Annotated in this window: 11 protein-coding genes; 3 read left to right on the plus strand and 8 right to left on the minus strand. The window is 68.1% G+C overall.

From position 1 onward, the window contains the following. Positions 1 to 12: 12 nt before the first annotated feature. The gene (locus AB0I35_RS00640; protein WP_357393099.1) at positions 13 to 774 is read right to left on the minus strand and encodes a lysophospholipid acyltransferase family protein; all 762 of its coding nucleotides are present in this window, start codon (positions 772 to 774) and stop codon (positions 13 to 15) included. A 65-nt stretch (positions 775 to 839) separates the two neighbouring features. Here AB0I35_RS00640 and AB0I35_RS00645 point away from each other — a divergent pair, with 65 nt between their 5' ends. Both AB0I35_RS00645 and AB0I35_RS00650 read left to right on the plus strand, forming a co-directional pair. Beyond that, positions 840 to 1,727 (plus strand): hypothetical protein, encoded by an 888-nt coding sequence (locus tag AB0I35_RS00645; protein ID WP_357393101.1) that lies wholly within the window; start codon positions 840 to 842, stop codon positions 1,725 to 1,727. A gap of 114 nt (positions 1,728 to 1,841) precedes the next feature. After that, positions 1,842 to 3,377 (plus strand): Rieske 2Fe-2S domain-containing protein, encoded by a 1,536-nt coding sequence (locus AB0I35_RS00650; protein ID WP_357393103.1) that lies wholly within the window; start codon positions 1,842 to 1,844, stop codon positions 3,375 to 3,377. 79 nt (positions 3,378 to 3,456) lie between these two features. Here the strand turns inward: AB0I35_RS00650 and AB0I35_RS00655 are convergent, their stop codons facing one another. The 6 genes from AB0I35_RS00655 to AB0I35_RS00680 all read right to left on the minus strand — a co-directional run bounded on the left by AB0I35_RS00655 (position 3,457) and on the right by AB0I35_RS00680 (position 12,484). After that, complete coding sequence (locus tag AB0I35_RS00655) at positions 3,457 to 4,503, minus strand: Gfo/Idh/MocA family oxidoreductase (RefSeq protein ID WP_357393105.1); 1,047 nt, start codon at positions 4,501 to 4,503, stop codon at positions 3,457 to 3,459. Between the two features lie 46 nt (positions 4,504 to 4,549). Continuing rightward, positions 4,550 to 6,469 carry a protein kinase gene (locus AB0I35_RS00660; protein WP_357393107.1) on the minus strand — a complete coding sequence of 640 codons (1,920 nt, stop codon included), beginning with the start codon at positions 6,467 to 6,469 and terminating at the stop codon, positions 4,550 to 4,552. After that, positions 6,466 to 8,316 carry a protein kinase gene (locus tag AB0I35_RS00665; protein ID WP_357393109.1) on the minus strand — a complete coding sequence of 617 codons (1,851 nt, stop codon included), beginning with the start codon at positions 8,314 to 8,316 and terminating at the stop codon, positions 6,466 to 6,468. The genes AB0I35_RS00660 and AB0I35_RS00665 overlap by 4 nt, the downstream gene beginning before the upstream one ends. 11 nt (positions 8,317 to 8,327) lie before the next feature. Then, positions 8,328 to 9,476: a hypothetical protein gene (locus AB0I35_RS00670; RefSeq protein WP_357393111.1), complete on the minus strand. Its 1,149-nt coding sequence runs from the start codon at positions 9,474 to 9,476 to the stop codon at positions 8,328 to 8,330. A gap of 55 nt (positions 9,477 to 9,531) precedes the next feature. Beyond that, the gene (locus AB0I35_RS00675; RefSeq protein ID WP_357393113.1) at positions 9,532 to 11,406 is read right to left on the minus strand and encodes a serine/threonine-protein kinase; all 1,875 of its coding nucleotides are present in this window, start codon (positions 11,404 to 11,406) and stop codon (positions 9,532 to 9,534) included. Positions 11,407 to 11,533: 127 nt separating this feature from the next. Further along, positions 11,534 to 12,484 carry a DMT family transporter gene (locus tag AB0I35_RS00680; protein ID WP_357393115.1) on the minus strand — a complete coding sequence of 317 codons (951 nt, stop codon included), beginning with the start codon at positions 12,482 to 12,484 and terminating at the stop codon, positions 11,534 to 11,536. A 113-nt stretch (positions 12,485 to 12,597) separates the two neighbouring features. Between AB0I35_RS00680 and AB0I35_RS00685 the strand changes: the two genes are divergently transcribed. Further along, positions 12,598 to 13,095, plus strand: a complete 498-nt coding sequence (locus AB0I35_RS00685) for a hypothetical protein (protein WP_357393117.1) — start codon at positions 12,598 to 12,600, stop codon at positions 13,093 to 13,095. A 31-nt stretch (positions 13,096 to 13,126) separates the two neighbouring features. Here AB0I35_RS00685 and AB0I35_RS00690 read toward each other — a convergent pair whose 3' ends face one another. Then, positions 13,127 to 14,401 (minus strand): MFS transporter, encoded by a 1,275-nt coding sequence (locus AB0I35_RS00690; protein WP_357393119.1) that lies wholly within the window; start codon positions 14,399 to 14,401, stop codon positions 13,127 to 13,129. Between the last annotated feature and the right edge of the window lie 135 nt (positions 14,402 to 14,536).

Consider the following 14,536-nt stretch of genomic DNA (forward strand, 5'->3'; position numbering starts at 1 on the left):
GGGTGTCGCGTCTCAGCTCTCGGGGTTCGCTCGCTGAGCGGCCTTGCGCGCCAAACGTTGCGCGGCCTCGGCGTTGTCGAGAGCGGTGGCCTCCTCCAGCGAGGGAGCACTGCCGCCGAGGCGCTTGGGCACCCAGTAGGCGCCGGGCTCGTGCTCGTAGTCCTTCTGGAGGTCGGCGAGCATGGCCTGCATGGTTCCGCGCAGCTCGGCGGTCAGGTCGCCGACGGGTTCGTAGGGCTTGATCGGCTTGCCGACGGCGATGGAGATCGGGGTGTTGGTGCGGCCAAGGCGCTTCGGGAAACCCTTGGTCCACACGCGCTGGGCGCCCCAGATCACGATCGGGATGATCGGCACGTCGGCTTCCAGGGCCATCCGGGCCGCGCCGGACTTGAATTCCTTGATCTCGAAGCTGCGGCTGATGGTCGCCTCGGGGTACACGCCGACGAGTTCGCCGTCACGCAGGTACTTCACCGCCGCCTTGTAGGAGTCGGCGCCCGCGGTGCGGTCGACCGGAATGTGTTTCAGGGCGCGCATGATCGGGCCGGAGATCTTGTTGTCGAACACCTCCGCCTTCGCCATGAACCTGATGTAGCGCTTGGGAGTGCGCGCGGGCAGGCCGGCGTAGGTGAAGTCCATGTAGCCGGTGTGGTTGATCGCCACCACGGCACCACCTGTCGCGGGGATGTTTTCGGCCCCCTTGACGGTGAACTTCAGACCTTCGAGGAAGAAGACGGTTCGGGCCAGGCCGATGATCGACCGGTAGACGGGTTCCACAATTCAGCTAGCGTAGTCGCAGATCGCCGCTTCCGGCACCCGGCCAAGGAATGAGGAACGTCGAAGTGCAACGCGCTCAGCTGCCCCCGTTTGCTCCGACCCGCCGTGCCAGCGCACTGGCCGCGGGACTGACCGCCGCCGCGCTGATCGCCGGCTGCGACTCGGTATCGGGCATTCCGGGCGACGAACCGGTGGCCGCGCCTACCACCAGCACCTCGGCAGCCGCCGCGACTTCGACCGCCACCGAGGCCGCGACCACCCCGGTACCGACCACCGAGCCGCTGCCCGCCGACGCACCGCAGGTCGGCGCGGTGACGGGGAACCCGGATGCCGTGACCGCCGTGCGCCGCTGGGCCGCCGACCTGCGCTCGGCGACCGTCACCGAGCTACAGGACAAGTGCTGGACCATCCCGCCGCGCACCGTCGCCGACATGTACGTCGACCCGCAGTCGATCCTCACCGCGCTGAGCAGGCCGGGCACCGCCACCGCCGACACCGTCACCTGGCGCAACGCGACGACGACGATCACCGTGGAGCAGCGCGACATCGCCACCGGCTATGCCTGCGGCCGGGTGTTCGCCGCCGGTGTCGAGCCGGGTTACGACGAGGCAGACGCGCGTCACACCGTCCGCCGTTACCTCGCCCGCGCAACGGGCAAACCTCTCAACCCGGACGACACCGAACAGATCCACCCGCTGACCTGCGCGGCGAGTCGGGCCACCTGGGACCCGCAGGGCACCGGCAACCCCACAGCACCCCCGCTGGCCACCGACTCGGGCAAAGTAGGCAATGTCACCTCCTTCGCCGACCAAGAGCTATCATCCGAACGAGTTCAGGGGGATTACCTGGCGGTTCAGGTCCCGGTGACCACCTCCCCCGGGGGCACCAGGACGCGCACATTCACCGTCGTCTCGACCCCCGAGGGCTACTGCATCGGTGATGTAACGGTTTAGCCACTACCCTTGTTGGCTGGTGCCGCCGCAGTGGTCAGAGCTCGGCGGCGGCTCGCGTCACCAGGTCGAGCCCGGTGCGTCGGCGAATCAGATCCTGGTAGGAGGACATAGCTCGTGCAGATCACCAGTGTCGGACATGCTGGCTTCCACATCCGAACCGAGGCCGGGACCATCCTGTGCGACCCGTGGGTGAACCCCGCTTACTTCGCGTCGTGGTTCCCGTTCCCGGACAACACCGGCCTGGACTGGGCGGCGCTCGGCGACGTCGACTACCTCTATGTCTCGCACCTGCACCGCGACCACTTCGACGCCGCACTGCTGCGCGAGCACGTCAACAAGGACGCGACGGTCCTGCTGCCCGACTACCCCGTGCCGGATCTGCGCCGCGAACTCGAGGCGCTCGGCTTCACCAAGTTCTTCGAGACCGAGGACTCGGTCAAGCACACCGTCACCGGGCCCAAGGGCTCGCTCGACATCATGATCGTGGCGCTGCGCGCACCCGCCGACGGCCCCATCGGCGACTCGGGCATCCTCGTCTCCGACGGCGAGACCGTCTGCTTCAACATGAACGACGCCCGCCCCGTCGACATGGACGTGATCCACGACGCGTTCGGGCACATCGACATTCACCTGTTGCAGTACTCGGGCGCCATCTGGTACCCGGCCGTCTACGACATCCCGGCGCGCACCAAGGCCAACTTCGGCAAGCAGAAGCGTCAGCGCGGCATGGACCGGGCCCGCTCCTACATCGAGCAGGTCGGCGCCACCTGGGTGGTGCCCTCGGCCGGTCCGCCGGTGTTCCTCGACGACGAACTGCGCTACCTCAACGACGACCGCGGCGACGAGGGCAACATCTTCCCCGACCAGATCGTGTTTCTCGAGCAGATGGAGATCCACGGCAACTCCGGCGGGATCCTGATGATCCCCGGTTCCGTCGCCGACGTGCGCGGTGCCGAACTCGACCTCACCCACCCCTTCGACCCGCAGCGCATCTACGGCGACAAGGCCGCCTACATCGCCGACATGGCCGAACGCTTCGCGCCCGTGCTCGCCGCCGAGAAGGCCACCTGGGAGCACGGCGAGGGTTCGCTGCTCGAGCCGCTGCGCGAGCTGTTCGAGCCGATCATGAAGCAGAGCGCGCTCATCAGCGACGGCATCGGCTACCCCGTGGGCCTGGTGCTCGGCGAGGAAACCATCGTCCTGGACTTCCCGCAGCGCACTGTGCGCGAGCCCATCGAAGGCGAGGGCCGCTACCGCTACGGCTTCCGCATCGCCCCCGAACTGGTGCGCACCGTGCTGCGCGACGACGAGCCGGACTGGGTGAACACGATCTTCCTGTCCACCCGCTTCCAGGCGTGGCGCATCGGCGGCTACAACGAATTCCTCTACACCTTCTTCAAGTGCCTCACCGACGAGCGCATCGCCTACGCCGACGGCTGGTTCGCCGAGGCGCACGACGACTCGGCCACCATCGAACTCGACGGCTGGGAAGTGCAGCGCCGCTGCCCGCACCTCAAGGCCGACCTGTCGAAATTCGGTGTGGTGGAAGGCAACAACCTCACCTGCAACCTGCACGGGTGGCAGTGGGACCTGGAGTCGGGGCGCTGCAAGACGTCCAAGGGGCACGAACTGCGTTCCGCCAAGCTCTGATTCGGGCGGCGACCACCCGACACAGCCCCCGCCGCAGAACGGCCGTCGGCTTGCCGGACGGGCAGGGGTTCGGGTGGGATCAGTCGTCCTCGGGTGGGGTGGCGACGTGGCGGGCGTATTCGAGGATGCGCAGGGTTTCCACGGCGTCGCGTGGGTCCACCGGGACCGGGGCGTCGTCGAGTAGGGCGGCGGCCATCTGGGCGTAGAAGGCCGGGTAGTCACCGGGGAGGGTGGGGATCGTCTTCAGGTCCGCGCCTGCGCCGAAGGTGCCCCATTTGTCGGGAGTGACTGTGCCCCAGGGTTTTCCGTCGTCAGGGCGGCGGCCCGCTCGCAGCTCGTCTTCCTGCGGGTCGAGTCCCGAGACCGTGTAGCCGTTGGTGGAACCGAGCACGCGCATGCGCGGACCAAGTTGGGGCGCGACGGCACTCATCCACAGGTGCGAACGGACACCGGCGGCGTGGGTGAGAGCGATGAAGGCGTCGTCGTCGGCCTGCACGTCCGGGCGGCGCTGGTCGAGTTCGGCGTACACCTCGGTGACCGGGCCGAACAGGGTGAGTGCCTGATCCACCAGGTGACTGCCGAGATCGAACAGGATCCCCGCCCCGTCCTCGGCGGAGCCGACCTCACGCCAGCCGCCTTTCGACACCGGCCGCCACCGCTCGAACCGCGACTCGAACCGGCGCACCTCACCGAACTCACCGGCGTCCATCAGTGCCTGCACGGTCAGGAAGTCGTTGTCCCAGCGGCGATTCTGGAAAACACTCAGCGGCAGCCCGGCCCGCTCCGCCACCGAGACCACCTCTTCGGCATCGGCCGACTTCACCGCGAACGGTTTGTCGACCACCACCGGCAACCCCGCGACCAACGCCTTCACCGCCAGCTCCGCATGCGTCCGATTCGGTGTCGCGATCACCGCCAGATCCACATCGTCGGCCTCGGCGAACATCTCCTCCGCGCTCTCCCACACCCGCACCCCCGGATGCTGCGCCCGCGCCTGCGCGGCCCGCTCCGCCGACGACGTCACCACCGCGGCCACTCGCATCCTCGGCTCCGCCGCGATCAACGGCGCATGAAACACCGCCCCCGCCAACCCGAACCCGACAACCGCAACCCCGAGCTGATCCATCCCGACCCTTCCGTCGACGATCCCCGCCCGAGTATCCCCTCCTCGTTCACCGCTTCGGTAGTTTCTCCACGGCCCGGCGCAGGAATGTGGTGGCGATCGAGCAGGATTGCTCGGTCGCACCGGGCATGCCCTCGACGGTGACCTGCATGGTTTCCGCATCCGCGTTGGGCACGAGGTAGGCACGGGTGCATCCGAGGGTGCTGTCCTTGCCCCGGTAGATCTCCATGCCGTCGACGCGCAGGACCTGTGGATTCTTGCCCGTGGTCACGTCGCTGGTGCGCAGGATTTGCAGGGTCAGCCGGACGCGCGCGTCCCACTGGCAGGTGTGCGCGTCAGCGATGGTCGGCTGCGGCGGGAGGGGGCCGATGCTCTCGGTTACGGCGTCGCGGGCGAGGAGGGTGCAGGGGTCGAGCAGGGCGAGGGGGGACGGCTGCTCGGCCTGCGGGGCGGTGGTCAGCGACCGGGCCAGGGCGGCGGCCACCTGGTCGACGCCCGCGCAGTCCTTGACCGAGGGTGGGGTGAGCAGCGTGAGGACGATGCCCGCTTCGCGTTCGTCGCCCGGGCTCGCGATGGCGCGCACGCACCCGGAGGGACTGCCGTGGGAGATCGGAACACCATCGACCACAGTCTGATTCAGGGTGAGGTACTCGTCTTCCTTACCGAGCTCCAGATTGAGAATGTACTTGCCCGAGTCGAGGGAACATCCCCAGGGACCGGTCGGTCGCGTTTTCCAGGAATCGGCAGGGAGCGGGTTCGGTGCCACGGGGACCTCTGTGCCGATCGCGGACGTCAGCCATGCGCAGGCATCGGTGCGGCGCAACTCGGCCAGGGTCAGGCCGGTCACCGGACCAGGTTCACTTTCCGGACGGGTGACGAAGTAGGTGAGCCCGACCAGCGCGAGCAACACCACGACCAGCCCGCCCGCGATACCGGTGCGCGCTCGAGCACTGGCGCCCATCCACCGCTCACTGCCGTATTCCGTGGCGCTCCTCGCTGCTTGCCGGAGCGAGGTCCACTTGGCGCCGACGATGTCGGCGAACGACTTCGCCTGCGCCGGTTCCGGTGAGGTGAGGACGGGAGCGGCGGCACGCAGCGCCGAGATCTCCTGCTGTACCCGTCCGATGTCGTCGAGAACCGGTGCGGGCCAGGGCGGCGGGCCACTCGGTGGGCCACCGAGATACTGGAGGATCTGTGTGGGCGTGGGCCTGGCCACCGGGTCTTTGCGCAGGCATGCGGCCAGCATCTCGTAGAGCGGTTCGGGCACCCGGCTCAGATCGGGTTCGCGATTGGCGATATTGAACAGGGTGTACGGCACCGACGGCGCCGCGAACGGTGCCACTCCCGACGCTGCGTAGGCCAGCACCGAGCCGAGCGCGAAAACATCGGCGGCGGGGGTGAGTTCCAGACCGAGTGCCTGTTCGGGCGCCAAGAAGTCGGGCGTGCCGATGGTGGTCGCTGTTCCGGTGGTGGACAGACCTGCCGCAGCAGTGACGCCGATCTCACCCAAGCGCCCACCGTCTTTCGCCAGCAGGACGGTGTCGGCGCGCAATCGCTGATGCACCAACCCGGCGGCGTGCACGGCGCCGAGAGCGGATGCCAGTGCGGCGGCCAAGGCACGCACAGCGGAGACCGGCAGCGGGCCGTGCTCGGCCACAGCCGCATCGAGCCGCACACCGGGTACGAAAAGCGATGCCAACCAAGGCTTGTCGGCATCGGCATCAACATCGATCACCGTGGTGTTGGACGGCCCGGCGACACGCATGGCGGCAACGGCACTGTGCCGCAGCCGCACCCGGAATTCGGGTTCTGCGAGGAGCTCGGGATGCACCTGCCGCACGACCACGAGCGCGTCGTCGGGGCCGGTAGCGAGCACACTGTGATCACCTGCCGACGGGTCGAGCGCGCCGATCACCCGGTAGCGGCCGATGGTCTGCGGATCGTCCGGGCCCGGTGGATGAATCGTCATGACGGAGGCAACTTCTGGAGGACGGATTCGAGCACGGGGGTGACGAGGGCGCAGGGGCCGGTGGGGGGTGAAGACGCGGCGTGGTATGTCACGGATATCTGCTCGGCCAGGTCGTCGCGGCTCGGCCGCGTCATGACCAGAAGATCACACACGGTGGCGTCGTCACGGCCGACGTAGACCGTGCGACCGCCCATCGTCCTGGTCGTCGGGTGGGCGTTGCCGGTCCGAACACTGTCAGGTCGGGTCTTTTCGGTGAGGTCGAGATAGAGGGAGCCGTCGGTGCCCCAGAAGTTGCAGCTGTGCGGCGCGCGGGACCGCTCGGAATCACCTACCGCGGCACGGACAGCCGCCATATCGACGAGGGCACACGGGTCGAGGGCGAGGATCGAGTTGTCAGGGTAGTCGCGCAGCGGAGGATCGACCGACAGGCGCCGGACGATGGCAGCGAGAGCCCGCTCGGCCACCGGACACCCGTCACCGCCCGGCGCGCTCGCGGTGACCGAGAACACCGTCTGCCTGCCGCTCTGCTCCTTGACCGAACGACGGCAGAAGGAGGACTCCCGCTCGGCGCCGAGCACCGGCATCCAGTTGATGGTCTGCCCGAGCGGCGGGTCGTTGGCGTAATCGGGCCGGGTTGTGTCGAGCGCGAGGTTGATCTCGCGACCGGCGGGATCGCGATACGTGGACCGGCAATCGGAGGGGCTGTACCCTTCCACCCCGCTGACGGAGGTGCCGAGTTCGCCGATCACCTGCGGTGTCAGGAGCGCGCAGATGTCGAGGCGCCGGGTCTCCTCGTCGGTCAGCGCCAGCGGCGGGTCGTCCATCGCGATCGCGGTGCCGTCCCGTCCGATACCGACCAGTGCGATACAGCCGAGGACCAATACCGACACCACTGCCGCCGCCGCTGCCAGGCGCGGCAGCTTCCGATCGGGTCGCGACTCCTCGACGGCCGCCGCCGACGCGGTTCCGTTGGCCCACGCCGCCGCCTCCGCCTGGTGATCGGCGATACGGCGACGAATACGCACCGGCCACACGGGTTCGGCGTCGATGCGGGCCGCGGCGTCGAGCAACTGCTCGGGAGTGGGTCGCGCGGCCGGATCCTTGGCGAGACACGCGTCGACCAGCGAACGGATCGGTCCGGGGATCGCGGTGGTGTCCGGCGTGCTGTAGAGGACGTTGTAGAGGACCTGCGGTGTGGACGCCGCCGCGAAGGGGCTCGTGCCGGTTGCCGCCATGGCCAGGATCGCGCCGACGGCGAAGACATCCGAAGCCGCTGTGAGCGTTCGGCATTCGGCCTGCTCGGGCGACATATAGGCGGGCGAGCCGATCACGGCGCCCGTGGCGGTGAGGGTGACGTCGTCCTCGACGGCGCGGGCGATACCGAAGTCGATCACCCGTGGGCCGTCATTGGTGAGCAGGACATTGCTCGGCGTCAGATCCCGGTGCACCAGACCGGTGCGGTGGATCTCCAGCAAAGCCATCGCCAGCCCCGTGGCCAACAGTTTCAAACCGCTCACGGTCAGGGCGCCGAACTCCGCGACCATGTCCTGCAGTGCCGGTCCCGCGATGTACTCCGAAGCGAGCCAGGGTGTTTCGGACTCCGCGTCGTGGTCGATCACGCCCGCGGTGTACGCACCGGTGACCTGCTGGGACGCGAGCACCTCCCGCCGGAACCGGGCACGGAACTCCGGGTTACCGGTGAACTGCTGATGGATCTGCTTCACCGCCACCAATCGGCCGTCCGGCGCCTGCCCGAGCAGGACCTGACCCATGCCGCCCCGGCCGAGCACGGCCAGCAGCCGGTAGCGGCCGAGCTGCTCGGGGTCACGCGGACCCAACGATGTCATGCGCGCGTCACTCACCACGAACCGCCGAGCAATGCGTATTGGGCCACGGCTTGGCGCCGGGTCTCGATTTCCTGATTGCCGTTGATGCGTACGACGAATTCGCCGTGCCGCACCAGGCACGCGAACCGACGTGCGGGGATCGACTCGGGGTCCGGTCGAAGCGCGCTGTAGCAGGAGATACCCGGCAGACCCGCCACCCCCGAGGTTTCGCGGTATCGGGTGAGCATCTGCTGTTTCTCGACCTCGGCGTAGCCTTCGGCGGATGCGCTGTCCGCGGAGCGATACAGGAACTTGTTGTGCGCCACCGCGATCGTGTCGACCTTGTTGGCCTCGAATTCGCGCAGGCGAGCGCCGGGACGGTCGGTCCGCAGGGCGAACGCACGGGGGCCGGACACGAGGAAATTCCAGCGGTCTGGCCAGTAGTCGTCGGTTTTCACTACCCGGGGAAGCAGTTCGCTCGGGTCGAGTTCGAGGTTCGGCACATCGGTTGCCGCTGTGGGCGTGAAGGTTTCGAGTTCGGAAAGCTGGGCGCGATAGGTGCGGGTGAGCAGGTCTGCCAGGTGCTCGGGATTCGGGTCGACGATCTTCGCGTAGAGCCGGATGACCAAGTTCCTCCACACCAGCCAGCTACCAACTGTCGGCACACCGGGGCGCCAGTGCGACAGCGCCGCCGGGTATTCCGGGAGGACGATGGGCGCGTTCTCGGGGGTCGCGCCGAAATCGGCTGCGGCCATCGCCTGGGCGGCCGCGACGGCCTGGGCTTCGTCCGGCAGCGACAGCAGAGTGATGGAGAGGAATTTGTTCTTCAGTTCGTTGTCGTTGAAGCCGTTGCCACCGATCACGCCGAACCCGGCGAGCACATCGAACGGGTCGAGGGCGGTGCGCTGCACACCCGAGAGCAGATCGTCGACGCCGCGCACACCGACCAGCGGGCCGCCGCCGTTGCCCGCGGTCAGCTCGGGGTCGATGCGGTCGGCGAAGATCACCCGCTCGCCGAGGCGCAGCGATTCGACCAGGGCGCCACGCATCCGGCTCGGGCCGTCGTCATAGTCGCCCGGTTGCGCGACCAGCGCGTATTCGCCGTGGTCGGGTGTCTGTTCACCGCATGCGGCGGTGAACAGACACACCGACAACAGCGCCGCACCCCAGCGATAGCGCACGCCCATCCCCCTTCGAAACTCTGCCGTGAAGCTATCACCCCCGCGTTTGCCGCCGCTACCGCGAAGGCAACCTGCCGACCGCCTGCTTCACCAGCGGATCTGCCACCGCGCACAGCTCGTCACCGCTCTCGGCGGGATTGCTGACCAGCACTTCGACGTCCTCGCGGTAGGTCTCGCCGATCTTGCGGAACAGATACACCCGCTGACAGCGGTGCTCGCCGATCGCGCTGACGCTGTCTTCCTCGACGATCACTCCGTCACCCAGGTCGACTGTCTTGCCTGTCAGTACTCGCTGCCGCGGTTGCGACGTCGTGATCCGGATGGTGTTGTTGTCTCGCGACCATTCACATACGTGCGCGGATTTGGCGGTCGCCCGGCCGAGCGTCGGATCGTCCAGCAGCGCACAGGGGTCCACCGACGACAGCGACTGTGCTGCGGCCGGGTCGGCGGACATGGCACCGATCGCTGCGGCGAGCCGGTCGACGGCGTGGTCGGCGAGGGCGCAGTCGGTGCGGGTGAAGGTGTCGACCACGATGCCCCAGCGTTGTCCGTCGGCGCCGCCTTCGATGCCGAAGGCGCAATCCTCGCCGCGTTGTGCGACCCCGTAACCGTCGGCGACCTTACTGGTTGTGCCGAAACCGTCCAGCGCTGCGCCGATTTCTACGGTCAGGCGTGCGCCGCCCGAGTTGCCGTCGCAACCCCAGCTCGCGGTCGGGAGCCAACGCCAGTCGGCGACCGTTGCCGCTGCCTTGTCGGCGGCTTCTTCCGGGAGTGACGCGCCGAGAGCCTGGATCACCCACGCGCAGGTGTCTACGCCACGTAGATCATCGAGGGCTGACAGGGATTTCGTCGGAGCGGCGACCGTGGTAGGTGTCGGCGCGGGTTCGCCGCCGGGGCGGAGGACGACAAAGGTGATGGCCGCGATCAGAACAGCAGCCGCTACGGCTATCCCGCCGAGTAGGACCGGGCGGCGTTTTCGAGTGGGCGCTCGAGGTGGCGCGACGATCGGCGTGTGGGCCGGGATGATCTGTGTTGCCTCGGGGTCCGAGGTGAGAGCGACGAGATTTCGCGTCTGTTCGGCGATCTGTGCGTGGACCGGGGCGGGCCACGGCTGCGCCTGGACCGGAAGGACGCCGAGGTAGTCCAGGATCTGGGCGGGGGTCGGCCGGGTCTTCGGGTCCTTGCGCAGGCAGCCGGCGATCAGTTCACGAAGCTCGACCGGCACATTCTCGAGTTGCGGTTCGCTGTGCACGATATTGAACAGGGTGTACGGCGCCGAGTTGGCCGCGAAAGGGCTCTTGCCGGTGGCGGCCATGCACAGCATCGAGCCGAGGGAGAAGACGTCGCTTGCCGACGTCACCGGTTCGCTCATCGCCTGCTCCGGCGACATATAGGCGGGTGAGCCGACCACCGCGCCGACCTCGGTGAGCGGCGCGCCTGTTCCGGTGGCCTGGGCGATTCCGAAGTCGATCACGCGCGGTCCATCGGTAGCGAGAATGACGTTGGCGGGCTTGAGGTCCCGGTGCACCAGACCGGTGCTGTGGATGGAGTGCAGTGCCGAGGCCAAGCCGGAGGCGAGGGTGCGCATCGCCGGAACCGGCAGTGGTCCGAGTTCGCGGACGGCCTTGTCCAATGGCACACCGGGGATGAACAGCGAAGCGAGCCAAGGTGGTTCAGCCGTGGTGTCGAAGTCGACCACCGCGGCGGTGAACGCCCCCGACACCCGGGCCGAGATGGCGACCTCGCGCTCGAAGCGGGCACGGAACTCGCGGTCGTCGAGCAGGTGGGCGTGGATCTGTTTGATGGCGACGAACCGCCCGTCCGGGCCGGTCGCCAGGACTACCCGACCCATCCCGCCCGACCCGAGCACACCCTGCACCCGGTAACGACCGATCACCGGTGATTCGGTCGGCGACAACGGCTCGATCACTGCACTCCCCCAGCTCGGACCCGCCGACGCGGGTGAGCACGCCATCGTCCATCGGCGCGCTCGCTCGCCAGCAACCTAACATTTCGCCGATGTGTCAGCGACGTGCTCGCCAGGCCAGGAATGCTGGTCAGCTGCGCGGATTCTCCGACGGTGAAGAGGCGGCTCGGCTCGCTATGATCACCGCGATCAGGACGATTGTGCAGCTCAGGACTGCGATCGGCGCCAGGCGGCCGTCGGCGGTATCGAGGATCAGGGCGGTGACGAGTTGGCCTGCTACCGAGGTGAGGCCGAGGAGGAGCACGCCGATCATGCTGACGGTGATCGCGGCCAGGGCGATGAAGGCTACGCCGATCAGGCCGCCGAGGTAGAGCCAGGGGGTGGTGGGGAATCGGGTGGGGAGGCCCTTGGTGAGGAGGGTGTAGGTGTCGAAGAGGCACAGGGCGATCAGGCCGACGGTGAAGTTGACGAGGGTGGCGGGGAAGGGGCCGCCGACTGCGCCGACGCGGCCGTTGACCGCCTGCTGCCAGGCCAGGCCGATGCCCGCGAGGGCGGGTAGGGCGATGAGCAGGTAGTCGGGGACACCGGTGTCGGCGGCGGTGGGGGCATCGCGGCCGCTCGCCGCGAGGACGACACCGATGATGCCGAGGCCGGCGGCCAGCACCCGCCACCAGGTGATCGGGGTCCGGCCGTTCGGTGCGAGACCTACCCGGTCGACCACGAGGCTGCTGAGGAGCTGGCCGGCGACGACGGCGACGGTGAAGGCCGTGACGCCGATGGCGGCGATGGTGAGGCCCTGGCTCGCGACGAAGAACGCACCGCACACACCGCCCAGGAGGTACCAGGGGCGCAAGCTGCCGTCGGTTGTGGCGACACGAACCGAGCCGAGGCCCGATCGCAGGGTCGGGCTGACCGCGAAGGCGACCAGCAGGGCCACCAGGCCGATTCCGAAACTGATCGTGGCGGCTGCGACACCGTCGCCGAGTTCCGCTCCGAGTGCCCCGTTGATCCGCCCCTGCACAGCCACACCACCGCCGATGCAGAACCCGAAAATCGCCCCGAGACCGTTGCGCCCGACCACTCCACCCTTTCCGCCGCCGTAGCTTTCGACATTAGACTCAGGAACGCGCCGTCAACGGTTCGGTCGGTCAGGGGAGCAAATTGTCGACGTCCATCGTGCTACCGTCCCACCCGATGATCGACAGCGTGCTCGATCGTTACCGCGCCGAACTCGGGCGTGACGAACTCACCTACCGTAATCACGTGTACCGCTGCGCGAACTATCAGCGTGCCCTGCTCGGTGCCGACCTTCCCGCTGCCGCTGTACTCGCCTGGGTGGTGCACGATCTCGGGATCTGGACGGCGGGCACATTCGACTATCTGGCGCCGTCAGCCGAGCTGGGCGAGCGACTGGCTACCGAATTCGGAATTATGGACACCGCGCTGGTGCGGACGCTCGTGCTGGACCATCACGGCCTGCGAGCACGCACCGACCCGCTCGTCGAGACATTCCGGTTGGCCGACCGCGTCGATGTCAGTCACGGATTGTTGCGCGGGCACCTCGACCGTGGATTTGTGGCCCAGGTGGTCGATCGCTTCCCCTACCTCGGGTTCCACAGGTTCCTGACCACTTCCTTTGTGCGGCAGGCTATTCGACACCCGTTGCGGCCGCTGCCCATGCTTCGATGGTGATCGGGCCGGAGACGAGATCGAGCCGCCCGCCCTACTTCCGTCCCGGCAACCAACTCGGGGCGACCAGTCCGGCCGCCAACAACACCACTCCCAAGCCCGCGATCGCCACAGACATCGAAACCCACTGTGTAGCAGCGGCGACAACGCCGAAGACTGCCAGCGCCACCACCTCCGACAGCAGGCCGACCACCGAGGTGACCGTTGCGCGGGCGCCTCCTTCGATCGCATCCTGCAGGCGCGCGCCCGCGACGACCTCGGCATTGAAATCGATGCCGTATGCCACGGCGATCCCGAGAAATCCGAACCACAGCAGTCCGGCGCCGACAGCCGACGCACCGGCGATGAACAGGATCCCCGCGACGAACAGTGCGACTCCGACCAGCCGTGCGGGCGCGGACTCGGTGCGTCCTGCCAACAGCGAACCGGCCAGCGAGCCCGCGACGGTGACACCGACGAGTAACGCGGAGGTGGCGGGCGAGGCGCCCCCGGAAACCGCAAGCAGACCGAAGTATTCGTCGAAGGCGGTGACGCCGTAGAGAAGTGCCCCGAGCAATACGCCCCGACGCACTCGCCGCACATGCATCGATTCGGCGATTCCGGTCCGCAGCATCGCCACATAGCGTGCGCGCCCAGGCTGATCGGCCTCGACGTTGCCGACTCCCGGCGGCCCGGCGATCGCGGGTTGCGGTGGTGCGTCGTCATCGAGCGTCTCGACCTCGGTGGCCGAAATGGCGACGGGCGCACGAGGCAGAGCCAGGGCGGTGACGGCGTGGGCAACCGCCACACCGACACTGACCCAACCGACCAGCCCATACCCACCCCAGGCGAAAAGCGGTGCGGCGGCGACGATCGCGACGAGAACGGTCGTCTCCTGCGCGGCCCGAGCCAACCCCATGATGCGCGCGTACTGAGCGGTTTCCCCTCGCGCCACCAGGTCGTCGTAGATCAACGCCTCGAACGTGCCCGATTCCAGCGCACCGGCGATCCCCCACACGACGAACCCCACCGCGAACCCGGCGAACGAGGGAGCGACCATCCAGATCGTGAACCCGGCTGCCTGCAGCACCGCGCTGAACACGAGCAGACCGCGCCGCGACACCGTGTCCGCCCACGCCCCAGAAGGCACCTCGAGCAGGAACGCCGTCACCGACCACAACGCGAGCAGCAACGAGATCTGCGCGGTTCCGAGCCCGTGATCAGCGAAAAGCACACCGTAGAGCGCGTAGATGGGCAGCAGATCTCGCGAGCCCTTGAACAGCACCGCGCGAACCCCGAGCCCACGCACGCTGCCGGGCGCACGACTCACCGCCGCCGCCAAGCGCCTACACAGCGAGAAAGGTCAACAGCCGTAGATAAGCATCCGCATGCGTACATCGTTCGCCACCGCCCGCCGCCCGTCAACCGACTTTTCGTCATGCGGCCGCTCCTGTGCGGCCGCAGC

This window comes from Nocardia sp. NPDC050378 (assembly GCF_040655675.1).
Lineage (GTDB): Bacteria > Actinomycetota > Actinomycetes > Mycobacteriales > Mycobacteriaceae > Nocardia > Nocardia coubleae.

Coding starts and splice junctions, on each gene's coding strand:
- AB0I35_RS00655 (WP_357393105.1), bottom strand. CDS start 4,503: ATGGATCAGCTCGGGGTTGCGGTTGTCGGGTTCGGGTTGGCGGGGGCG.
- AB0I35_RS00660 (WP_357393107.1), bottom strand. CDS start 6,469: ATGACGATTCATCCACCGGGCCCGGACGATCCGCAGACCATCGGCCGC.
- AB0I35_RS00665 (WP_357393109.1), bottom strand. CDS start 8,316: ATGACATCGTTGGGTCCGCGTGACCCCGAGCAGCTCGGCCGCTACCGG.
- AB0I35_RS00685 (WP_357393117.1), top strand. CDS start 12,598: ATGATCGACAGCGTGCTCGATCGTTACCGCGCCGAACTCGGGCGTGAC.